Source organism: Flagellimonas pelagia (assembly GCF_003584135.1).
In the GTDB taxonomy this organism is placed as follows: Bacteria; Bacteroidota; Bacteroidia; order Flavobacteriales; family Flavobacteriaceae; genus Flagellimonas; species Flagellimonas pelagia.
Genome location: NZ_QXFI01000009.1, coordinates 150,789 through 174,837 on the forward strand (window position 1 = coordinate 150,789; position 24,049 = coordinate 174,837).

The 24,049-nt window shown below is 43.9% G+C and carries 17 protein-coding genes; 12 read left to right on the top strand and 5 right to left on the bottom strand.

The features are described 5' to 3' along the window. Positions 1 to 34: 34 nt before the first annotated feature. Positions 35 to 2,506 (top strand): T9SS type B sorting domain-containing protein, encoded by a 2,472-nt coding sequence (locus D2V05_RS02555; RefSeq protein ID WP_183114771.1) that lies wholly within the window; start codon positions 35 to 37, stop codon positions 2,504 to 2,506. A 46-nt stretch (positions 2,507 to 2,552) separates the two neighbouring features. Continuing rightward, complete coding sequence (locus D2V05_RS02560) at positions 2,553 to 3,185, top strand: 7-carboxy-7-deazaguanine synthase QueE (RefSeq protein WP_119646000.1); 633 nt, start codon at positions 2,553 to 2,555, stop codon at positions 3,183 to 3,185. Positions 3,186 to 3,193: 8 nt separating this feature from the next. Here the strand turns inward: D2V05_RS02560 and D2V05_RS02565 are convergent, their stop codons facing one another. Next, on the bottom strand, positions 3,194 to 3,997 hold the full coding sequence (locus tag D2V05_RS02565; protein WP_119646122.1) for a hypothetical protein: 804 nt from the start codon (positions 3,995 to 3,997) through the stop codon (positions 3,194 to 3,196). Between the two features lie 41 nt (positions 3,998 to 4,038). Then, on the bottom strand, positions 4,039 to 4,749 hold the full coding sequence (locus D2V05_RS02570) for a class I SAM-dependent methyltransferase (RefSeq protein ID WP_119646001.1): 711 nt from the start codon (positions 4,747 to 4,749) through the stop codon (positions 4,039 to 4,041). A 71-nt stretch (positions 4,750 to 4,820) separates the two neighbouring features. Between D2V05_RS02570 and D2V05_RS02575 the strand changes: the two genes are divergently transcribed. Both D2V05_RS02575 and D2V05_RS02580 read left to right on the top strand, forming a co-directional pair. Beyond that, positions 4,821 to 5,315: a YkgJ family cysteine cluster protein gene (locus D2V05_RS02575; protein WP_119646002.1), complete on the top strand. Its 495-nt coding sequence runs from the start codon at positions 4,821 to 4,823 to the stop codon at positions 5,313 to 5,315. Positions 5,316 to 5,336: 21 nt separating this feature from the next. Then, positions 5,337 to 6,194 carry a sterol desaturase family protein gene (locus D2V05_RS02580; protein WP_119646003.1) on the top strand — a complete coding sequence of 286 codons (858 nt, stop codon included), beginning with the start codon at positions 5,337 to 5,339 and terminating at the stop codon, positions 6,192 to 6,194. Positions 6,195 to 6,294: 100 nt separating this feature from the next. Here the strand turns inward: D2V05_RS02580 and D2V05_RS02585 are convergent, their stop codons facing one another. Further along, positions 6,295 to 7,521: an exo-beta-N-acetylmuramidase NamZ family protein gene (locus D2V05_RS02585; RefSeq protein ID WP_119646004.1), complete on the bottom strand. Its 1,227-nt coding sequence runs from the start codon at positions 7,519 to 7,521 to the stop codon at positions 6,295 to 6,297. A 3-nt stretch (positions 7,522 to 7,524) separates the two neighbouring features. On the opposite strand from D2V05_RS02585, the gene D2V05_RS02590 reads away from it, so the two are divergent. The 3 genes from D2V05_RS02590 to D2V05_RS02600 are packed head-to-tail and all read left to right on the top strand — an operon-like array spanning position 7,525 to position 10,891. After that, entirely contained in the window at positions 7,525 to 8,766 is a 1,242-nt protein-coding gene (locus tag D2V05_RS02590; RefSeq protein WP_119646005.1) for an ABC transporter permease, read from the top strand. Positions 8,767 to 8,816: 50 nt separating this feature from the next. Then, positions 8,817 to 10,115: a M20/M25/M40 family metallo-hydrolase gene (locus tag D2V05_RS02595; RefSeq protein WP_119646006.1), complete on the top strand. Its 1,299-nt coding sequence runs from the start codon at positions 8,817 to 8,819 to the stop codon at positions 10,113 to 10,115. Continuing rightward, on the top strand, positions 10,115 to 10,891 hold the full coding sequence (locus D2V05_RS02600; RefSeq protein ID WP_119646007.1) for an aldose 1-epimerase: 777 nt from the start codon (positions 10,115 to 10,117) through the stop codon (positions 10,889 to 10,891). Before D2V05_RS02595 ends, D2V05_RS02600 begins: the two co-directional genes overlap by 1 nt. 1 nt (position 10,892) lies before the next feature. Here the strand turns inward: D2V05_RS02600 and D2V05_RS02605 are convergent, their stop codons facing one another. Continuing rightward, a complete protein-coding gene (locus D2V05_RS02605) occupies positions 10,893 to 12,368 on the bottom strand; it encodes a helix-turn-helix domain-containing protein (protein ID WP_119646008.1) in 1,476 nt (491 codons plus the stop codon). A 126-nt stretch (positions 12,369 to 12,494) separates the two neighbouring features. On the opposite strand from D2V05_RS02605, the gene aceB reads away from it, so the two are divergent. Continuing rightward, positions 12,495 to 14,093, top strand: coding sequence for a malate synthase A (gene aceB / locus D2V05_RS02610; RefSeq protein WP_119646009.1), 1,599 nt, complete (start codon positions 12,495 to 12,497; stop codon positions 14,091 to 14,093). Positions 14,094 to 14,176: 83 nt separating this feature from the next. Further along, on the top strand, positions 14,177 to 15,454 hold the full coding sequence (gene aceA, locus D2V05_RS02615) for an isocitrate lyase (RefSeq protein ID WP_417935665.1): 1,278 nt from the start codon (positions 14,177 to 14,179) through the stop codon (positions 15,452 to 15,454). Between the two features lie 71 nt (positions 15,455 to 15,525). On the opposite strand, the gene D2V05_RS02620 is transcribed toward aceA, so the two are convergent. Beyond that, on the bottom strand, positions 15,526 to 16,902 hold the full coding sequence (locus D2V05_RS02620) for an exonuclease domain-containing protein (RefSeq protein WP_119646011.1): 1,377 nt from the start codon (positions 16,900 to 16,902) through the stop codon (positions 15,526 to 15,528). A gap of 428 nt (positions 16,903 to 17,330) precedes the next feature. On the opposite strand from D2V05_RS02620, the gene D2V05_RS02625 reads away from it, so the two are divergent. The 3 genes from D2V05_RS02625 (at position 17,331) to D2V05_RS02635 (ending at position 24,045) form a co-directional block, all read left to right on the top strand. Next, on the top strand, positions 17,331 to 20,255 hold the full coding sequence (locus tag D2V05_RS02625; RefSeq protein ID WP_235855363.1) for a SusC/RagA family TonB-linked outer membrane protein: 2,925 nt from the start codon (positions 17,331 to 17,333) through the stop codon (positions 20,253 to 20,255). An 11-nt stretch (positions 20,256 to 20,266) separates the two neighbouring features. After that, positions 20,267 to 21,865 carry a RagB/SusD family nutrient uptake outer membrane protein gene (locus tag D2V05_RS02630; RefSeq protein WP_119646013.1) on the top strand — a complete coding sequence of 533 codons (1,599 nt, stop codon included), beginning with the start codon at positions 20,267 to 20,269 and terminating at the stop codon, positions 21,863 to 21,865. A 203-nt stretch (positions 21,866 to 22,068) separates the two neighbouring features. Continuing rightward, a complete protein-coding gene (locus tag D2V05_RS02635) occupies positions 22,069 to 24,045 on the top strand; it encodes a glycoside hydrolase family 97 protein (RefSeq protein WP_147378209.1) in 1,977 nt (658 codons plus the stop codon). Positions 24,046 to 24,049 lie beyond the last annotated feature (4 nt).

Genomic DNA, 24,049 nt, shown 5'->3' on the forward strand with positions numbered 1-24,049 from the left:
TCCAGGTAAGAGTAGAAAAGTTACCCTTCTAGTGATGGGGCTTCTACTTTTTTGTCTCGATTTTGCGCAAGCTGCATACTATGTAGCCCCGGAAATTACCGCTGAAGGTGACCAAGTCTATTGCCCACTGTCCACTATCCCGGTAGTGACCGATTTCAATATAGTAGACCCCGATGACACGGAAATAGATGCTTTTTATATCCAGATTTCAACGGGGTATGAGCGTGGTTTCGACTCATTGACACTGATCAATTCACATCCGAACATTACCGCCAGTTGGAACAATCAAGAGGGAAAACTTACCCTTACCGGAATAGGTGGTGTTCCCATGTTGTATACCGACCTTGTAGCTGCGGTGAAAGATGTGGTTTTTGAGAGTACATCAGAATCACCAACGGAAGAAAAATTTTTCTCCTTTACCATTGGTAGTGCCAATTATCTCCCCGAAACTGGACATTATTACGAATATGTCCCTCAAGTGGGTATCAATTGGGAAGATGCCCGAGTTGCCGCACAAAACAGAACTTATTTTGGACTTCAAGGCTATTTGGTTACGGTGACATCGGCCGCTGAGGCACAAATTACCGGAGAACAAGCGGCAGGTACAGGTTGGATAGGGGGGTCGGACGCCCAAACAGAAGGAGTTTGGAAATGGATGACCGGTCCAGAAGCGGGACAGATATTCTGGAACGGTGACTATACGGGAAGTACCCCTAATTTTGCATTTTGGAACACCAACGAACCCAATAACCTCAATGATGAGGATTATGCCCATGTCACCGCGCCCGGAATAGGGATTACGGGCTCATGGAATGATCTTCGAATAACCGGGGATCCCAGCGGCGACTACCAACCCAAAGGCTATATTGTAGAATATGGTGGAATGCCAGGGGATCCTGTGCTAAACCTATCAGCGAGCACCAAGATTACCGTTCCCAAAATTTCAGCGACTTCTTTGGGTACGCGATGTGGCCCTGGTACGGTCATTCTTGAGGCAACTGCCACCTTGGGCCAAGTACTCTGGTTTGATGCTGAAGGAAACAACCTAGGGTCCGGGGATAGTTTTGAGACCCCTTTTTTGGATAGCACATCTTCTTTTTATGTTTTGGCTTCCCATAATGGGTGTACAACGGGTCAAAAAGCTCTGGTTCAGGCAGAGGTGAAGGTGGTGCCCGAAATCAATGATGGGGTTACCCTTACCAACTGTGATGGGGATGGTGTTCCCGATGGGTTTACCAATTTCGACCTTACCCAATACTTCTATCTGTTGAGCACGAATTATGAATCGTTTAATTTTTCGTTCTACCTCACCGAAATGGATGCAGAAAACGAGGTGAACCAAATTACCGCCAACAACTTTAACAATGCGGTGGCCAATGAGCTTTTTTTCAGGGCCAACGGGGTTGGGGAGTACTGCCATGCTGTTGGATCGTTATATCTTGAAGTGTCCACTACTTCGTTTCCCGAGGGGTATAGTTACGATTTGCAAGCATGTGATCAAGGGGAAAGTGATGGTATTACCCAGTTTAACCTGCAAGATGCTGAGGCCGATATGTTGGCGCAGTTTCCTTTGGAAAACGGGTTAACGGTTACCTTTTATCGGACGGAAGATGATGCACTTTATATGCGGAACGAGATAAGCAATACAGAAATGTATTCCAACAGTGTTCCCTATTCTGAAACCTTGTTCGTTCGGGTAGATGATGAAGATTCGGGGACCTGTTTTGGAGTAGGGGAGTATCTTACCTTGACCGTATGGCCCATTCCTTCCTTCGAATTGGAAAGTGAATATTCATTCTGTACTGGAGGACAAGTTGAGGTTTCGCCCATGAGTGCAGCAGGTAATTACACATATTCTTGGCGAAATGAGGGTAATAACGAAATAGGAACAGGAGCTACCATTTCTATTTCAGAGGCTGGTAGGTATAGTGCCGTTGCCACTTCCGAAGAAGGTTGTGCATCGGCACCGGTCCATTTTGAAGTGACCGAATCTGGTCCACCCCATTTGTTGCCGGAATACGTTCTGGTGGACGATGACGGGGGTACGGGTACCATAACCATTCTGCATGAGAATGGGGAGTTGGGTCTGGGTGATTATGAATTTTACTTGGATGAATTATATGGCGCCAATGAGGGGGATTCCGAGTTTGCCAATGTAGAACCAGGCCTACATACCCTCTACGCCGTGGATAAAAACGGCTGTGGAATGGATTGGATCCAAGTAGGGGTGGTGGGCGTTCCCAAATTTTTCTCTCCTAATGATGATGGTGTCAATGATATCCTTGGAATAAAAGGGATTACCAGCGAATTTTATCAGGAAGGCAGTTTTTCTGTCTTTGATCGGTATGGCAAATTGTTGGTCCAATTGGATCCCATGCTTCATGGTTGGACCGGTTTTTATAATGGTCGTCCTTTACCACCTTCCGATTATTGGTATGTGCTGCAGTTGGTGGACCATGATGGGGCCATCCATCTCAAAAAAGGACATTTCACCCTAAAGCAATAATAAAAAGATAGCTGGGAATCAACGGGCAGTAACGTATCTTTGCACCATGGTTGAAAACAATGTGATGGAATTGGTGGAAAAGGGACTGATGCTCCCCTTGATGGAAGAGTTTTATACCATTCAAGGAGAGGGGTTCCATAAAGGAACAGCGGCCTACTTTATTAGGGTAGGTGGTTGCGATGTGGGTTGTCATTGGTGTGATGTAAAGGAAAGTTGGAACGCCGAAACACACCCTCCGACTGCCATTGAAAGTATCATTTCCAATGCCGAGAAATATTCCGATACGATAGTGATTACCGGAGGGGAACCCTTAACATGGGATATGGGTCCACTTACCGAAGGGCTAAAGGCCAAAAAGATGAAGACACACATTGAAACTTCCGGGGCCTATCCACTCACAGGGGTTTGGGATTGGATTTGTCTGTCCCCAAAAAAGAACAAATTGCCCGTGGGGGATGTACATCAAAAAGCGGATGAATTGAAGGTCATAGTCTACAACAAACACGATTTTATCTTTGCCGAAGAACAGGCTGTACAAGTAAGTGAAGATTGTATCCTTTATCTACAACCGGAATGGAGCGTGCGCGACAAAATGGTTCCTTTGATTGTCGATTATGTCATGCAACATCCTAAATGGAAGGTGTCCCTACAGACCCATAAATATTTGAATATTCCCTAAGCCAGACTTTAGCGACCACCATATTTTTGCAGGTCCAACAGGCATTCCGAATCAAATTCCGGGATAGAAGCCAATCCTTTGGATGCACGGTTCTGCATGGTCTTCAACAAGGAAGTCCCAAATTCAAGTTCGGCACGCATCAAACAACCGGCCACATTGCAGTGGTTGGAAGCATCCGGGTCTTCATGATCGTTGACCGATTGGGTGCTTAGGTTGACCAAGCCAAACAAATGCCCAAATTCATGGAACAAGGTAGCGGTCTCCACATCGGCAACAGTTACAGCAGAACTGGCATTGGCCAAATCCCTAATGGTGGCCTCATATGCGATCATGGAGGTATTTCGATATACAGCACCCAACGTCACTGTCCCTTCGTCTGGATTGTCAGAATCCGAGGGAGCATCGGCAAAGTAGATGTAAATGGCCAAGGTGGAGCCGTCGTTGTATTCGGTCCTATTTTTGTTTTCCAAGTCGACCACTTCATCAAGGGTCAACGTTTCCTCGCCTGGGGAAGTCAGAGGAGTGTATTTGAACTCAATGTTTTCTTTATAGGTGCGGGCCCTTAAAAAATTCTCAAAATTGGTAATTGCTTCCGTAGTAGGTTGATTTCCAGAAACGTAACCTATCTCAATCAACAGTTTATCAAAATTGGCATTGGCAAGCAGGTCGCTCGCAGAAGCCCCTGTGGTCAATCGGTTTCCCGATTTGTCAATAGTGGAGGAGGAGTTGGAAGATGTAATATCGGAATCCTTGGAGCATCCGATCAATAAAATCAATCCAAATACGATGTACAGTGCATTTCTCTTTTTCATATATAGCAAATATAAAATAGAACGTTCCATATCGGAATCTATTACTTTTTATGGGTGAGTCTGGCCAAATAGTCGTAATGTTCACCGGAAACCATCAGTTCGCATTCCATTCCGTTGGCCCAACAGGCATTTTGCAATGTATTATAATCCAAATAAATCCAGTCAAATGGTTCGCTTTTTAAACCTTTGTACTGCATGGTAAAGGTCACTTCACCGTAATATTTCCCGTTGTTGGGAATCCAATAGCCACCATCCTCATCTTCATCAAACATGTAGATGATATCGCTGGAATCCAACAATATTTGTCCATTGGGCCGCAACAATGAGGCCAAATGTTGCAAGAATGCGGTTAAATTACTTAGGGTACCTGCCAAACCGATGCCATTCATCAGCAAAAGAAGGGTATCGAAGGTTTCTTCTGAATAGTCCAAAATATTGCTCAACACGGTTTTTTGCACGCCTCTTTCTTTTGCGACCGTAATACAGCCTTCGGAATTGTCCACAGCGGTCACATCCAATCCCTTATTCTGAAGATAAAGAGCATGGCTTCCTGCACCGCAGCCAATGTCCAGAATCTTTCCCTTGGCCAGTTTGAGGGCTTTTTGTTCGACTTTGGGCATCTCTTTGAAATCGCGAAACAAATAGGGGACCGGAATCACATCCTCTTCATCCAATGAGGAAAAAGTTTTGATGTCCTCTGTATAGTTTCCTTGTTGAAAGTCCATGACGGCCTTGCCTAAAACATCTGCCATGAAATTGGTGTTTTTACAAAGGTGGGACTTTAATTGCAGAGAAAAGTTTAATTTGGATAAGTTTGTGCGATATGGATGAAATTCTTGAAGGATTGCCCCAAAAGGCCAAGGAGAAGCATGTGGAGAACAAAAAATTCTTCAGCAAACTAAAACAGCGTCCGCCCAAGGACCTGGATTATGTAATGCAAGGACTTCACGACGCAGAATTTGAACGTACGGATTGCCTCACCTGTGCCAATTGCTGCAAGACCACAGGTCCTCTTTTTACCAATGTTGATATTGAGCGGATTGCGAAACATTTTCGGATGAAACCCTCGCAGTTCATCGATACCTACCTCAGGGTTGATGAAGAGAACGATTACGTGCTCCAAAGCGTGCCCTGCACTTTTTTGGGAGCCGATAATTACTGTTCCATTTACGAAGTTAGACCCAAGGCCTGTCGCGAGTTTCCACATACCGACCGCAAAAAATTCCAACAGATCAGTAACCTCACCTTAAAAAATGTAGCCATTTGTCCGGCGGCTTTTAACATTGTGGAAGCGATGAAAAAAAGCATAAAATTTTGACGATTGCTTATATTTGAGCGTATGGAGCAGATCATTTCATACTTTGAGACCATTCCCTCCTCACACCGAAGCCTTATTTTGGTAGGGGGAATCACTTTTTTCTGGATTTTGGAAGGCATTATGCCGTTGTTTGGTACTCCGTACAAAAAATGGCGACACTCCGTTCCCAACTTCTTTTTGACCATGACCACGATCATCGTGAATTTTCCGCTCGCCTTTCTGTTGCTCAAGACTTCGGATTGGGCCGTGGAAAACCAGTTTGGCATCATCAATTGGTTGCCAGCGATGCCTTTGTGGTTGTATGTGTTGCTCGGGGTCATGTTGCTGGACTTGATTGGAGCCTATGCTGCCCATTGGGTGGAGCATAAGGTGAAACCGCTTTGGATGGTTCATTTGGTCCACCATTCAGACCATCATGTGGATACCACGACTGCCAATAGGCACCATCCATTGGAGAGTTTGATTCGCTACACCTTCACCTTGGCCGGAGTTTTGATTGTGGGCGCTCCCATCGGTATCATTATGCTCTATCAAAGTTTGTCCGTGGTGTTTTCACAATTTAACCATGCCAATATAAGATTGCCCAAAAAGGTGGATAACGCCATCAGCTGGTTTGTGGTGAGCCCGGATATGCACAAAGTGCACCATCATTATCAATTACCTTATACCGATTCCAACTATGGAAATATTTTTGCCATATGGGACAGAATGTTAGGAACTTATATGACCATGGATGTGAAGGATATTGTGTATGGTGTGGACACGTTTCCTGATGAAAAGGAAAACAGCAGTATTGCTGGCCTCTTAAAACAGCCGTTTCACAAATACCGAAGGCCTACAACCGAACCAAGGAAGGTCATCTCGAAAGGAGATGTATAACAGCAGTTGTGAAATGTCACACAACGTTAGATTTTTCACTACGTTCAAAATGACATTCGACCAATTTGTAAAATTCGTGTGCAATTGAAAAATTGGTTGACTATTCGTAGATTAAATACTTTGCCCTAATTTTTTTGAAACTTTCCAAGCCCTCTTGCCAAGTGGCCTTGATTTCTTCCTCAGATACCCCAGCTTCAATCTGCTGTTGTAAAATAGGTGTTCCGGCATGTTTGGTAAACCCGCTTGTCAGGAAGAACTTGTCCTTGTCCTTGGTGTTTTTATAGGCGTCGATAACCCATCGTAAGGTCATTTCGTTCATTTTTGGCGATTGTGATAGGTCTTTGCCATAACAGATTTTTCCTTCCTCTTTGGGATGTTTGGAACCAAAATTGGGCTCGGGCACATAGCTGAAATCGTATTGGGTACTGTCCATAAAGGAAGCCCCATACCGTTGGAACTGAAACTCGGTGCCCCGACCCGCATTTACGTTGGTGCCTTCAAAAAGCCCCAAACTTGGGTATAAGGTAATCGAAACATCGTTGGGAAGGTTGGGAGAGGGGCGAATGGGTAAATGATACTCGGAAGCGTGCGTATAGTTTTCAAGTGGGACAACCGTTAAATCCGCTTTGCTGCCATTTTCCAGCCAACCTTCACCATTGAGCATTTGGGCATATTCACCCATGGTCATCCCATAAACCAATGGAATCGGTTGCAGACCCAAATAGCTGGCATGTTCTTTCATCATGGTAGGTCCGTCCACGTAATGTCCGTTCGGGTTAGGTCGGTCAAGCACCATGATGGGCGTTCCATGTTCCGCACAGGCTTCCATCACCAATTGGAGTGTAGCGATAAAAGTGTAAAAGCGAACCCCAACATCCTGAATGTCAAATACCACCACATCCAATTCGTCCAACTGTTCCTTGGAGGGTTTTCGGTTTTTTCCATAAAGGGAGATGATGGGTACCCCGGTTTTGGCATCCACACCATCTTTCACATGTTCCCCAGCATCGGCGGTACCACGGAATCCGTGTTCCGGGGCAAAAACTTTTTTTACATCAACTCCAAGTGAAACCAAGGAATCCACCAAGTGGGCATATCCCTTGTCATTAAAAATAACGCTGGTGGGATTCGCTACAATCCCCACCTTCTTGCCTTGTAGCATGGGGAGGTATACTTCCGTGCGGTTTGCAGCTACTTTTATTTCTGCAGAAGGAGTGGAAATCACCTCCGATGGTGGGATATCAGCTTGTTTTTGCTGGCCCTTGCAACAAGAAAGCGCCAAAAACAATAAGAAAACAGTACTTTTGAGATTAGATAAAATGGGCATTCGTTGAATTTAGAATTGTTTATTGCCAAACGCCTGATTACAGGGAAGGAACATAAAATTAGTATTTCCGCCCCTATAATAAAAATCGCCATAGCTGCAATTGCGATCGGTGTGGTCATGATGCTCATCGCTATTGCCACAGGTGTTGGGTTGAAAAACAAAATTCGCGAAAAGGTCTCGGCTTTCAATGGCCATATCCAGATTTCCAACTACGACAACAATACTTCCGAAGTTTCCGTTTCACCGATTTCCATACATCAAGATTTTTATCCCGAGTTTAAAAATGTGGATGGGGTACGCCATGTTCAGGCTGTGGCCACCAAAGGTGGAATCATCCGCACCGAGGATACCTTTGAAGGAATGCTGGCCAAAGGTGTCGGCCCCGATTATGATTGGAGCGCCTTCAAGGAATATCTGGTGGAGGGTAGATTGCCGGACTACACCGGAAAGCTCAACGATGAGGTGTTAATTTCTCGGATGATGGCTAATCGGTTGCAGTTGGATGTGGGTGACAGCTTTTTTTCCTTCTTTTTAAAGGATGGGGATGCCTCCCAGATTCCCAATAATCGAAAGTTCAAGATTGTTGGCATTTATGACAGCGGATTTGAGGAATTTGATGCCACATATGTCTTTGTGGACATTCGCCACATTCAGCGGATGAACAAATGGGAAGATGATCAGGTCGGTAATTTTGAGGTGTTTCTGGATGATTTTGATCAATTGGAGGAAAAGAGCAATGAAATTTATAACAACACCCTTTCCAGTCTAGATACCCAGAACATCAAGACCAAATACTATCGCATTTTTGAGTGGATTGGCCTGTTTGATTTTAACATCGCCCTGATCATTGGGATAATGATCATTGTGGGAGGTATCAACATGATCACGGCACTCTTGGTGTTGATTCTGGAGCGCACCCAAATGATTGGGATTCTGAAAGCACTGGGCTCGGCCAATTGGAGTATACGAAAGGTGTTTTTGTACAATGCCGCCTACTTGATCGCCATTGGGCTATTTTGGGGTAATGTAATCGGATTGGGAGTCATTTTCCTTCAGGGCAAATACCGAATGTTCAAGTTCCCAAATCCAGAGGAATATTACATTGAATACATTCCGGTCCATATGGATGTTCCGACCGTATTCTTGCTCAACATCGGGGTCATGTTCTTGTGCCTTTTGATGCTTCTGGTCCCATCGTACATCATCACCAAAATTACGCCGGTAAAGGCTATCCAGTTTGAGTGATAGCTGTGTCTTTCCTTTTAAATTGATACATTAGGGGTAAAATAACTACCATGACCCTAAAACCGATTATCTCCTCAGTTTGCCTTGTATTGGCCTTTACTGTAACGGCCCAAAAATTGACCCGGACGGAAAAAAAGATTGTTGCCACGATTGAAAAGAACAGCGACGAAGCCATTTCGTTTTTGGAAAAAGTGGTGAATATCAACAGCGGTACTTTAAATGCGGAAGGCGTGAAAGAAGTGGGTATGGTGTTCAAAGATGCGTTTGACCATATCGGTTTTCAGACCAAATGGATCGACATGCCTGCCGAAATGGACCGTGCAGGACATTTGTTCGCGGAAACTTCAGGCAACAAAGGCAAAAAATTGGTATTGGTAGGTCACTTGGATACCGTTTTTGAAGAAGATAGTCCGTTCCAAAAATTCGAAAGGGTCAACGATAGCATTGCCCACGCACCGGGCGGTAACGATATGAAAGGCGGGGATGTAATCGTGCTCTATGCCCTAAAGGCATTGTATGATAATGGCTTGTTGAACGATGCCCAAATTATCGTCGCTTTTACCGGGGACGAAGAAAGTACAGGGAAACCGTTGGATATCAGTCGGAAGGATTTGATCGAAGCTGCCCAAAGGAGTAATGTTGCCTTGGGATTTGAAACATCCACGGGGTTTAATTATGCCACGGTAGCGCGCAGGGGAGCCTCTGGCTGGGAGGTGGAAGTAGAGGGAAAACGGGCCCATTCCTCTGGTATCTTTAGTGAGAACACCGGTGCGGGTGCCATTTTTGAAATGTCGCGCATTCTTCATGAATTCTATACCGATGTAAAAGGCGAAGATCTGTTGACCTTCAATCCTGGAATATTGTTGGGGGGTACCTTTGTAAATTATGATCCTTCCACAGGTAAGGGAGATGCCTTTGGAAAAAGCAATGTGGTAGCCCAAAAAGCAATTGTAAAAGGAGGTCTCCGATTTATTTCCGAAGAACAAAAAGAAAGGGCACGTGAAAAGATGAGGGAAATTGTAGGCAACAATCTTCCCAAAACTTCTGCCATGGTCAGCTTTACCGATAGCTATCCCGCCATGCAGCCTACCGAGGGAAATATGGGATTGTTGGGTATTTTGAACGAGGTAAGCCTTGATCTGGGTCAAGGGGAAGTATTGGCCTATGATCCAGGAAGACGGGGAGCTGCGGACGTTTCCTTTATAGCCGAATATGTGGATTGTTTGGATGGATTGGGAACCATGGGGTCGGGGGCACATACCCCCGAGGAAACCGTTAACCTGAACACCATCAAGGATCTTACCAAACGGACAGCTATTTTAATTTACCGATTGATAAATACCAAGTAATGGTCCAATTAAAAAACAAAGATTGCACGGTTAGCATAGATGCTGGCGAGTTGGTCAGTTTTGTGTGTGGTGGCCATGAATTTATCCATCAAAAAAGAAGTCCAGGTTGGGGGAGTAGTGATACGGAGATGTTCCCGGTCATTGGTCCTTTGGACAAGGCCAATTTTAGGATTCAAACTCCTAAAGGGGAAGCTATCCAGGACCAGCATGGTTTGTTGAGGCAAATCCCTTATGAATTGATTTTACAAACAGAATCTACCGCTGTTTTTGCAAAGGAATATACAGAGGGTACCAAAGTGAAAAATTCCAAATACCCTGTAAAATCTACCGAACCTTTCATGGACTGGCCCTACAGTTTCCGATTTGAAAAATCCTTTGAATTGAAGGAGGGAGCATTGGAAATTGTTTTTCGGATTTCTGGGGAAGAAGGAATGCCCTTTATGTTGGGGTACCATCCTGCTTTCAAGCTCCATTCCGATGCCCCGATGATTATCGCCAATGATCAAAAAATCTCATTAGATGAGGTATTGGCCGTGGGCAGTCGGGCATATCAGGTTCCGGATTGTAATTCTATAACGTTAAAAGATGAAAGGCAGATAACCATAGAAGCCAAAGGTTTCGGGCATTTTATGTGCTGGACAGAGGTGAAGAATATGGTCTGCATTGAACCGATATCCTTTTATCCCTACGCAGTGGAACAAAAAGATTTGGAGAAAGGGTTTCAATACCTAAAGGGCAAGGCTGAGTTCAAGGTTATGCTGAAACCAAGCTTATAGCCTAGCTGAACTTTTTTTGGAGTTCTTCCACTACTTTTTCGGTTTTGACATTGCGTTCCTGCCTTTTCAGAATGATAGGTTGAGATTGCCTAACATCACAATCCGCAATGGAACAGCGCTCACAGGTCACCCCAACATCAAACGTTTTGATGGATGGATCGTCCAAAAAGGCCACTTTCTTTTTGAGTTCGGAATTGATCAATAATCCCAAACTTACGCTTCGGTATTCATCTTTTTTAAAGGGGTCTACAGTGGCACTGGAAAAAATCAGATACGAAAGCCCATCACTGGGATAATGTGAAATTTGCACGTCCATATGATGCTCCTCATCAGTTTTAGCAATTTCCTGTAATACCCGAATGGATACCCAACGCCTACAATATTTCTCGTTGGTTTCATTACCATGGGGTGAATGGTGATGGGTCAAATGGAGTTCCTTGGTGATATCAAATCGGTTGGAGTCCCTTTTATGGCTCAATCTGAGAAAAAATAGGTTTTCCAGTTGGTAATCGTTCGGTAAAATATTGGTCAACCGTTGGTAGAGTGATTCTGGGGAGGCATTGTAGTAGTTTTTTAACCCGGTCAAAAAGGTTTTATCGAATTTAGGTTTGCCCAAAAAGGAATCAATGTGCTTTCTGAACAGATCTCGGGGAATCACCAATGCACCGGCAAAATAGGAAGCATAAAAATTATTGAGCACTTGGTCAAAATTGTTGAACTTGATCCAAGTGAACGTGTAGAGGCGCTCCTCAATGTTCAAAAAATTATAACCGATTTCCTTGGCGTAGATAAAGGTGCGTTGCGCTTCATCAATATGGTTGGCCACCAAAAGGGTTTTGGTCTTTGGCATGAACATGGAGCGTAGGTTGTCCAATTCCTTGTACTTGGTCAGCTCCTCATTATTGATGGTATACCCGTATTCTTCCACCAAAATTTCTTCCAGTTCCGATGAACTTACCGATTTTTTCAAGTCCACTTGATAGGCTTTGGCAAATTGGACCGCGGCGTCTTCCAAATCGGGAAAGAAGTTGTTGCTGGCCTCTTGAAAGGAGCGGAGGGCCGCCAAATAGAAGTTTTCTTTTCCAAAGTTATAATGCTTGGCAATTTCAATGATGGTACTGATAAAGGCATTGACCTTGGTAGGAGCGTTGGCAACAATATCGATAAGGTCACTTTCCTTAATACCGAACAGTTCCAAGGGGAGCTCCTTAAAAACCTTGGATTGTAGCAATTCGCCAACAGGAGCAAGGTTCTTGTCCAGTTTCAGGGAAACCAAACTATCATAAGGCACTTCCAATTTTTCGGCCAATAGGGCAATCTTGTCCGTTTTAGGGTATTTCTTGCCCTTTTCAATTTCGTTCAAGTACGATTTTGAAAGTCCCGTAAGCTTGGAAAGGCCAAATAGGGATAGCTTTCGCTTGGTCCTTACCTGCTTCAATTTTAGGCCAAAAATCAATTTGATATACTCTTCTTCCATTTTTCTCGATCAAAGATAGGTCTTTTTGCGAATCTTATAAAAATAGCGAATAAATATAAAAAAGCGAACGTTCGCTTGTTTTTCTCAAACGTTTGCGTTAATCTTGTTGAACAAAATGATACTGTTATGGAAGAAGCATTGATTACCAGTACACAATTGCAGTTTTCAAAGGAAGTGGAGCACTATTATCCTGAGCTGTTGACCGATGGCGCCTTGGAGTTTTTGATCGCATTGCACCAAAAGTTCAATAGGTCCAGATTGCAGTTGTTGGAAGAACGGGCAAAACGACAAGTACAATTTGATTTGGGTGAATTCCCAAATTTTTTGCCTGAAACCGAACAGACAAGGTCTGCCAATTGGAGGGTTAAACATATCCCGGATGATTTAAGGGACCGACGCGTGGAGATTACCGGGCCCGTGGATCGCAAGATGGTCATCAATGCCTTGAATTCTGGCGCCAAAACTTTTATGGCCGATTTTGAGGACAGTAATGCGCCTACTTGGTACAACTGCATGCAGGGTCAACAAAATTTGATCGATGCCAATAATAGGTCCATTTCCTATTTTGACTCCAAAAAGGGAAAAAGCTATGAATTGAACGATGAGGTGGCCGTTCTTTTGGTTCGCCCTCGGGGGCTTCATTTGAATGAAAGACATATTCTTATCAATGGGGAAATGACCTCGGGAAGTTTGGTGGATTTTGGACTCTACGTATACCACAACTCTGGTGTTTTAAGACGAAGGGGATCGGCACCTTATTTCTATTTGCCCAAATTGGAGCACTACTTGGAGGCTAGGTGGTGGAACGAGGTGTTCACTTTTGCCGAAGAATATATTGGTATTCCCGTAGGTACTTATAAAGCTACTGTATTGATAGAAACCATCACGGCGAGTTTTCAGTTGGATGAGATCATCTACGAACTAAAAAACCATATTGTTGGGCTCAACTGTGGTCGCTGGGACTATATTTTCTCATACATCAAAAAGTTTAGGAACCATCCGTCTTATATTTTACCAGATAGGGACCAAGTCACTATGACTGTTCCCTTCATGGATTCCTATTCCAGATTGGTGATCCAACGGTGCCATAAAAGGGGAATCCATGCCATGGGTGGTATGGCGGCCCAAATCCCTATTAACAATGATCCAGTGGCCAACGAGAAGGCATTGGAAAAAGTGCGATTGGACAAGGAACGAGAGGTAAAGAACGGGCACGATGGTACCTGGGTGGCGCATCCCGGTTTGGTAAAGATAGCCAAGGATATTTTTGACAAGTACATGCCAAAAGCCAATCAATTGGAGAAGTTGAGGGAGGATGATCATATTTCTGCCACGGATTTGATCGCCATTCCCAATGGTACGATTACCGAAAAGGGTATCAGGAAGAACATTTCCGTGGGAATCCTGTATTTGGAATCCTGGTTGAGGGGCAATGGTTGTGTGGCCATCAACAACCTGATGGAAGATGCGGCTACGGCCGAGATTTCACGGACCCAAGTTTGGCAATGGCTCAAGTTCAATGCAAGATTGGATGATGGTAGAAAATTGACAAGCGAACTGTATCAATCCATTTTTGATGAGGAAGTGGTCAAAATAAGGCATTTGGTGGGCGAAGGCAATCTGCATAACACCAAATTTGAGGAAGCCATTGCATTGTTCGACAAATTGGTGAGAGCCAATGAGTTTGAGGAATTCCTCACGATAAAAGCCTACAACGAAATATAAGCAAGTCAATCATATCAATAAAAAAATCCCAAGAATGCGCGAACATTACATGGGATTCAAGTCAAATTTCGAATTATAAAATTATGGAAAAAAAGGAGAAAATTCAAGCTTTGGTAACGGATTGGACCGTAAACCCCAGATGGAAAGGTGTTGAACGCCCTTATACAGCTGAGGAAGTCATTAAACTTCGTGGCTCGTATGAAATAGACCATTCCATTGCGCGTGTGGGAGCCGAAAAACTTTGGGAGAAATTGAACAGCCAAGATTTTGTGGCTGGATTGGGAGCGCTCACCGGCAATCAGGCCATTCAGGAAGTGGAAGCTGGTTTGGATGCCATTTACCTTAGTGGGTGGCAAGTGGCGGCAGACGCCAACCTTTCAGGGGAAATGTACCCGGACCAATCGCTTTATCCTGCGAACAGCGTACCCATGGTAGTGAAACGCATCAACAATGCATTGTTGCGCGCCGACCAAATTCAATCTGTAAACGGAGTGGCAGATAAAAAGGACTATCTGGTGCCCATTGTGGCCGATGCAGAGGCCGGTTTTGGAGGTAACTTGAACGCCTACGAACTCATGAAATCCATGATCGAAAATGGAGCATCCGGAGTCCATTTTGAGGACCAATTGAGCTCTGCTAAAAAGTGTGGACACTTAGGGGGTAAGGTTTTGGTGCCCACCCAAGAGGCTATCAACAAACTGATTGCGGCCCGTTTGGCAGCCGATGTAATGGGGGTACCCACTATCATCATTGCGAGGACTGATGCCGATGCCGCCAACTTGCTGACAAGCGATATTGATGAACGTGATCACAAATTCTTGACAGGCGAGCGTTCTTCCGAAGGGTTCTTTTATGTGAAAAATGGTTTGGAACAGGGAATTGATCGTGGCTTGAGCTATGCTCCCTTTGCGGACCTTATCTGGTTGGAAACATCCACACCGGATTTGGAACAGGCCAGAAAATTTGCAGAGGGCATCCATAGTAAATATCCCAATAAGATGTTAGCTTACAACTGTTCGCCATCCTTCAACTGGGCAGCTAAATTGAGCATGAAAGAGATGGAGACCTTTAGGGAAGAACTGGCGGCCATGGGCTACAGGTTCCAGTTCATTACCCTTGCAGGGTTCCATGCGTTGAATACGAGCATGTTCGAACTTTCCAAATCATATAAGGAAAGGGGAATGGCTGGGTATTCCGAATTGCAGGAGCGAGAGTTCGCTTTGCAAAAGGATGGCTTTAAGGCTGTGAAACACCAAGGATTTGTGGGTACTTCCTACTTTGATATGGTCCAGAACGTGGTCACTGCTGGTAAGGCGAGCACCATGGCCATGAAAGGCAGCACAGAGACGGCCCAATTTTAATTTTAGGAATTTTTCAATCTGTGGAGCTATTTGCTCATAATTCCACGCCCCCTTTTTAGGGGGCATTTTTTTTAGGAGATAGGAGAGGTGATTTGGATGTTGGTGTTTTTGAGCAAATAGGCCCCGAGAATACTTTCAGTTTCTATGGTGTTCTTTTGGGGAGTGATGAAGGCTTCGATATCTTCCATGTAGGAAATGTCAGAATCATTATCGATAAAACCATAGCCCTTGTACATGCCATCAGCAATCAAAATCACGGCACTTTCATTTTCGTCCCTTCCTTTTTCTTTAATGATTTTCACTTCCGAAGCCAATAGTTTCATATGTGAGATGGCTTCCTGAACCTTTTCGTTATAATGCTCCACAGGTTCCTCTTCCTTACAAATGCCCTCACATGTATTGATTTCGTGGTGGGAACATGCTGCATTCGTTTGCTGCAAATGACAGTAACGTGGGCATAGCGAGAAGGTTTTACAGATTTCTTCCAGATATGCCCTGCATTCTGTTTGGCTGTAAAAAATCTTCAACGGATTTGGGGCTCCTTTTATGGTATTGAACGCCAAGTGTACAATGCCGTTTCGATCTTCGTAGGCAAAAATGGCATATTGCCTCACAATTCGTTTTTGGGCCCGATTATAGGGAGGAAAAAGGCGCTTGATTTCGGCTGATTCCATCAAAAGGGCCACCAGTTCACTGCCAGATAGTTTGTAATCGATATGGGCTGTTTCACTGCACATTTGAATCTCCTTGGTGCTTTTGTCGTAGAAATGGCCCAATACCCTTTTTTTGAGGTTGACGGCCTTGCCCACATAAATAATTTCCCCCTTTTGGTTCTTGAAATAATAGATGCCTGGTTTGGCCGGTATATCATCAAATACAGATTTGGGAAGGTGGGGTGGCAACGTGGCCTCTTGGCTTCGGGCATTCAAGAATTTTTTGAAAACCCCTTCGGCCTCTGGAGAATTGATCAATTTTTCAAACAATAATACGGTGGCATGGGCATCGCCTCGGGCCCGGTGTCGGTCCACTAATGGAATCTGTACCGACGAACATAATTTGCCCAAGCTATAGGACCCAAGTCCGGGAATCAGTTTACGGGACAAGCGGACGGTGCACAGTTTTTTTCGGGTAAAATCAATTCCGATTTGGCGAAATTCCTCCTTGATGACCCCATAATCAAAATTAACGGAGTGGGCCACAAAAATGCAACCTTCGGTAATTGATAAAATATCCTTGGCCACTTCGGAAAATGTAGGTGCATTTTGTACCATTTGGTCATCTATCCCCGTGAGTCCGGTGATAAAATAGGGAATGGGGCACTGAGGGTTTACCAACGAGGTGAATTCATCCACGATCTGACCGCCCTCATACTTAAAAATGGCAATTTCAGTGATCTTGTTGCCTTTGATCCCATTGCCGGTTGTCTCTATGTCGATGATGGTGTACAACTACATCCAAAATTTGAATCCTTAAAGTTAGGATTTTTCACAGGGTACCAAAACTCGGATTTTGATAATTAGTGGTATTGTAAAGATTGTTTTTAAGCCAATTGGGAAACCTATAATAAGTGTTTAAAATATACTTGTAAATGTTAAATTGATAGGATTAAATCCTGTAAGGTACTAAAAAGCATATTGATTGGTCAATATAGTATCAAAACCGGATAATATTTCCCAAAATCTTGAAACTCTTCAGTATACATTTACAAGTGTAAAATTAACGCTTATTAATCTTTAATTCAATTTAAAGTGCCGAAACGATAAGTTTTAAGTGAGGAATAATTCAAACAAACTAAAAATGTATTATGAAATTGGCTAACTTTTTATTTAAAGCATGTTTAGGGACGAAAGGTTTAAAAACTCAGCTTTTGTTTTCCATGTTTTGCCTTTTTGCCGTTCAGGCGGGGTTCTCCCAACAGAGGATTACCGGTAGCATTACAGATGAGCAGGGTGTGCCCATTGCTGGGGCTTCTGTACTGGAAAAAAACACCACTAATGGTGTTGCTTCGGATTTTGATGGAAATTTTATCATTACCACTTCACAATCCAATGCGGTATTGGTGTTTTCGTATTTGGGCTTTTTGGCTCAAGAAATTCCGGTTCAGGGTTCAACAACCATTAATGTTGTACTGAAAGAAGATCTTCAGCAGCTTAACGAGGTAGTGGTAATAGGTTACGGTACCCAAAAAAGGGCCGATGTGACCAGTTCGGTGGCAACGGTAAAATCAGAGGATTTTGTTCAGGGTAACGTAAAGGATGCCGCCCAATTGATCCAAGGTAAAGTGGCAGGTCTTTCTGTTTCGGCCCCCTCTGGGGACCCAACGGAAGGTACCCAGATCAGTCTTAGGGGTACTTCATCTATTTTGGGAGGTACCAATCCTTTGGTATTGGTAGATGGTGTTCCAGGAAGTTTGGCAACAGTGGCTCCAGAGGACATTGAGTCCATTGACGTACTTAAGGATGGTTCCGCCACGGCCATTTATGGAACCAGGGGTACCAATGGGGTTATCATCATTACCACCAAAAAAGGGAGTAACGATATGAAGTCGACCATTGAATATAATGGTTACGCTTCATTATCAACCATTGCCAACCGTATGAACTTTTTGGATGCCGATGAGCTTCGACAAAAATATGCAGAGGGGTATACCTTTAATGGGGCAAACATCCAAGATTTTGGAGCTAATACTGACTGGGTGGATGAAATCACCAGGGATGCCTTCAGCCAGGTACACAATGTGATCTTTAGGGGTGGTAATTCTACCTCTAACATGACCGCTTCTGTAAACTACAGGGACATAGAAGGTATTTTTTTGAAATCGAACAATGAAAAATATACGGCCCGTGTCAGTGTAAACCATGCCATGTTCGACAATAAGCTTAAAACCAATGTTGGCATAATCTTGAGTGAACAAACCTATAATGCATTGGGTGATGGCTATAGTTTTAACCCCTACATTTACAGACAAGCCATTATTAGGAACCCTACAGAGCCCGTTTATAATGATGACGGTAGCTGGTACGAGAGGGATGTGTATTTCTATGACAACCCTGTGGCCTATATCCAAGAAACCCTAGGTCAGAACCGTTACAGGAACTCCCGATTCGATTTCTCGTTAAGCTATGATTTTGGTGATCACCTTACCTTGAAAGGATTGTATACCCGAAAAGGGAATTCCAATATCAGGGGCTTTTATCAGACCAAAAACCACGTTTCCACTACCAAAAACGGTCAAGAAGGTTTTGCTTCCCGTGGTACCGATGATTATGTGGGTAACTATGGTCAGTTTACGGCAGATTACAACAATGCCTTTGGTAAGCACAGGGTTACCGGATTGGTAGGTTACAACTATGAGGACAATACCAATGAAGGTTTTTGGGCAACTAACCGCCGATTCCCAACCGATGGTTTTACGTATAACAACCTAGGAAGCGGGCAAGGTCTTCAATTGGGTGAAGCCGGTATGGGAAGCTACAAGGATTCCGATAAATTGATCGCATTCTTCTCCAGGGTAACCTATAACTATGATGACCGTTATCTGTTGATGGCGAGTTTGCGTAGAGAAGGTTCTTCGCGTTTCGGTGAGGATTACAAATGGGGTAATTTCCCGGGTATCTCTTTGGGTTGGAGAATTGATCAAGAATCCTTTGCGGACAACTGGAAATGGTTGTCCAACCTAAAACTAAGAACAGGTTTTGGGGTCACAGGTATCAATGCGGGTTCTAACTACCAATCCTTGAGCGGACTTACCTATGGTGATTATTTCTTGAACAATGGCCAGTGGGTGAGACAATTGGTGCCATCCCGAAATGCCAACCCGAATCTGCGCTGGGAGAAAAAGGAAGAGTTTAACCTAGGTCTTGATTTTGGATTCTTGGAAGGACGTATCAACGGCGCCATAGATTATTATGATAGGACTACCAAGGATGCCCTATACAACTACAGCGTGCCTACTCCTCCATATTTCTATGGAAACATTGCTGCCAACGTGGCCCAGATCAAAAACTCCGGTTTGGAATTTCTCTTGAACGTTACTCCAGTACAGACTGAAAACTTTCAATGGACGGCCAACTTAACGTATTCCACCAATACCAATAAAATTGTTTCCCTGTCCAATGATGAGTTTCAGTTGACCAACGATTTCTTTGATGAAGGATATACTGGGGAACCTATCCAGATCAATACCCACAGGGTACAAGAAGGTGAACCTATTGGTAATTTCTATGGTTTAAAGAGTGTGGACATTACCGATGACGGTATTTGGATCATTGAAAGACCTGATGGAACCCTGGTTCCTGCTACCGAAGCCACTAATGATGACAGACAGGTTTTGGGTAATGGTCTCCCAAAAGCTTACTATAGCTGGAACAACACGGTGAGGTACAAAAACTGGGACCTTATGGTGAATTTAAGGGGAGCCTTGGATTATCAGATCCTGAACTTTTCACGTATGTTCTATGAAAACCCGACCATTAGTTACAACACATTGGATTCTGCCTACGATTTGGTTTACGGTAAGGCCGTTTTGCAAGATGTGCAACGTTTTGTGAGCTACTATGTTGAAGATGGCGATTTCTTGAAGATCGACAACGTTACCTTGGGCTACACATTGCCTAAGGACGCTATCAAGTTTGCCCAGACTTTCCGAATCTATGCATCAGGACTTAACCTGGCCACTATAACCGGATACAAGGGTATCGATCCAGAGGTGAACAGGAACGGACTTGCACCTGGTAACGATGAAAGGGACAAATATCCTTCTACCAGGACATTCACATTGGGCATCAATTTTACATTTTAAAATAAAAGACTATGAAAATTACGATCAATGAAGTGATTTCACTTAGATTACGAATTTTTACACTGGCGATTGGTGCTCTGTTCCTTCAAATAGGATGTACCGATCTTGAGGAACAAGTATATTCCGAGGTAACGGAATCCTCCTTTACCCCATCCGAGTCGGATATTGTTTCCGTAATGGCTTCAGCCTATACCCCTTTGCGCTTTGTAATGGGTTGGCAAGGATATTTTGATCTTCAGGAAGAGCCTGCGGACATGTTTGTAACCCCTACACGACCCAATGGATGGGATGACGGGGGAACGTACAAGAGAATGCACTTTCATGAATGGACCGAGACCCAATGGCAGCCTAGGAATACCTGGATTACTTGTTTCAACGGTATCAACTCTACCAACAGGGTAATTTTGCAGATCGAGTCCGAGCAACTTCCGGTAAGTACGGAACAGGCAGCCAGCATCATTGCTGAAATGCGTGCCTTGAGGGCATTGTATTATTCCATGTTGGTGGATACCCATGGAAATGTTCCGATCATCTCCAGCTACAGTGATGAACTTCCGGTTCAGAGTAGCCGTACCGAAGTGTACAATTTTATCGTGTCCGAGTTGACAGCAGTGATACCTGATTTATCCGAAACCGTAGATCAATCAACCTACGGAAGGATAACCAAGTGGGGGGCACTTCAAGTTTTGGCCAGGGTTTATCTGAATGCAGAAGTGTATACGGGTACTCCACAGTGGGACAAGGTTATCGATGCCTGTAACCAGATCATTAACAGTGGCGCTTATGAACTTTCTTCCAGCTATTCGGATATTTTCAGTACCAATAATGATGGTAATTCTGAATTGGTTTTTGCCATTCCTTACGATCAAATTTTTGCACCACAATGGAACGCCCATATGAAAATGTTAACGCCAGATCATCGTTTGGTATTTGGAATGCAGGCCCAGCCATGGGGTGGATCCAGTTGTAACCCTCAATTCATTAATAGCTATGATCCAAATGATAAGCGTTTGGCAGATACTTGGTTGATGGGTGATCAATTGAACGCCTCAGACGGTAGTGTGGTCATGACTTTGGTAAACAAAATGCCCAGCATTTATGGTTGTGAATTCACGGAAGGTTTCAGATGTGGCAAATACGAAATTGAACCTGGAGCCACCAGTGGGCTAAGTGTGGATTTCCCATTCTTGAGATATACCGATGTATTGATGATGAAGGCTGAGGCATTGCTCAGAACAGATAGAAGCGACGAGGCGGCTGCCATTGTAACCCAAGTACGTTTGCGCTCTTTTGACAATCCTACCGATGCTACGGTTACCGGGGCAGAGTTGGAAGGTGATACCACCGTTGAATATGGCACGTTGGCCGAAGACGGAACCGTTGATGATCCAGGAGATCAATCCGTAGTGCCCTACGGACGTTTCTTGGACGAATTGGGCTGGGAATTTGCCGCCGAAGCAAGAAGAAGATCCGATATGATCCGTTTTGGGGTGTACCAGACCAAAAATTGGTACAACCATACACCAAAAGGAGATTATACTACCCTATTCCCTATTGGTCTTGAAGAGTTGAACACCAATACCAACCTTTCACAGAACCCAGGGTACTAAATTGAAAGTTAGCATCTAGTGTGTTTTCAATTAATAATTGTTTGAGTTTGTTGTTAGTTAGGAAAGCGAATGGAAACCCATTCGCTTTCTTTTTTCTTGAAAAGAAGAAAATATCGCCAAGATCATAGGGCCTGTTGTGGGCCAATGCATAGTTGTTTAAATTCACAAACCATGAGCATATCAAAGATCAATACAATATAATTATGAAAGGATTCAAAACTTTTACCCCAATCGGTTCCAAGATTGGTCTCATTTTGCTGTTCTTCGCTTTAAGCTCGGTTGCATTTGGTCAATCTTCACTTACATCACCGAACGGGGTTTTGGAAGTAACGGTATCGGTAAAGGAAGAACTGCACCTTAAGTTGGCTTACGCAGGAAAAACTTTGGTGGAAGATGTGGTCTCCGATTTGATCATTGATGGAAAAGGCTCGTTAGTAGCTAGATCCAAGACCATGAGCATGCGGCAGTTTTCTCAAAAGCATACCATTCGGGTAGATTTACCGACCAAGAATAAGGAAATAAACGATGAATACAACCAACTTACGCTGCAATTCAGGGATTTTGATTTGGAACTGCGGGTGTATGATAATGGTTGCGCCTTTAGGTATGTGGCCAAGCTGGGCAAAAAGGAAATTCAGGTGGTTGATGAAAAACTCACCTTTTCCCCAAACGAGAAAACAACGTGCTATTTACCCGAGGAGAAAAGTTTGATATCACATTTTGAAAATTATTTTCAGGCCATTCCATCCGAAAACATTACTACAGGTACCATTGCAAACTTGCCGCTACTTTTCACCAAGGTAGACGAACCAAGTGTTTCTTTCACTGAATCCAACATTTATGACTACCCCCATATGTTCCTGCAAAAGAATGGGTCGGGTTTTACCAGTTTGTTTCCCAAAGTGGTCTTAAAGACCAAGGAGCAAAAACGGGATCGCGATGAGTCCATTGAATTTGAGGCCGATTACATTGCCCAGACTTCTGGAAATAGAACGTTTCCTTGGCGGGTTTTTATGGTTTCCTCTTCGGATAAGGACATTGTTTCCAATAATTTGGTGTGTCAATTGGCCGATCCGTTAAAATTAAAGGACATTTCATGGGTAAAACCAGGAAAAGTAGCTTGGGATTGGTGGAATGCCAATAATATTGATGGCGTGGATTTTAAATCGGGGATCAATACCGAAACCTACAAATATTACATCGATTTTGCCGCCCATTACGGTCTGGAGTATATCATCTTGGATGAAGGTTGGTCCAAGACCACAACTAATGTACGCGAGCCCAATCCAAATGTTGATGTTGCCGAGCTGGTTAGCTATGGAAATCAAAAAGGGGTAGGGGTCATTCTCTGGAGTCTTTGGAGGCCATTGGACGAAGACATGGAAGGCATATTGGATGTTTTTAAGGGTTGGGGCGTAAAAGGGGTAAAGGTCGATTTCATCCAACGTGCCGATCAATATGTGGTCAACTTTTACGAGCGGATGGCACAAGAAACGGCAAAACGTCAACTTTTGGTCGATTTCCACGGAGCTTTCAAACCTTCGGGAATGCGACGTGCTTATCCGAACATTATCAATTTTGAAGGGGTAAAAGGGTTGGAAAATACCAAATGGGAGGATAAGATCGATTCGGAACATGAACTCACCCTTCCTTTTACAAGAATGACGGCAGGGGTTATGGATTTCACCCCTGGAGGTTTGGACAATGTGCACAAGGAAAATTTTATGGCCCGTTTTACCCGTCCCATGGCGATGGGAACCCGGGCCCATCAAGTGGCCATGTACGTGGTCTTTGAAGCACCGCTTCAAATGTTGAGCGATACGCCGAGCAATTATTACAGGGAAGATGAGACCACCACTTTCATTTCTGGCATACCAACTATTTGGGAAAAGACCGAAGTATTGGATGCCAAAGTATCCGATTATATTTTGGTGGCACGTAAACATGGGAACACCTGGTACATTGCCGGCATGAACGATACTACCCCGAAGTCGTTTACACTGGACTTTTCTTTCTTGGATGAAGGCAACTACAGTTTGCAAGTCTTCAGGGATGGTGTGAACTCTGATACAAATGCCCGGGATTATGTGTTGGAACAAACCAACGTGGATTCCAGAACAAAAATGGACATTAAATTGAATATATCTGGTGGTTGGGTGGCCATCGCCAAGAAAAACTAATTGA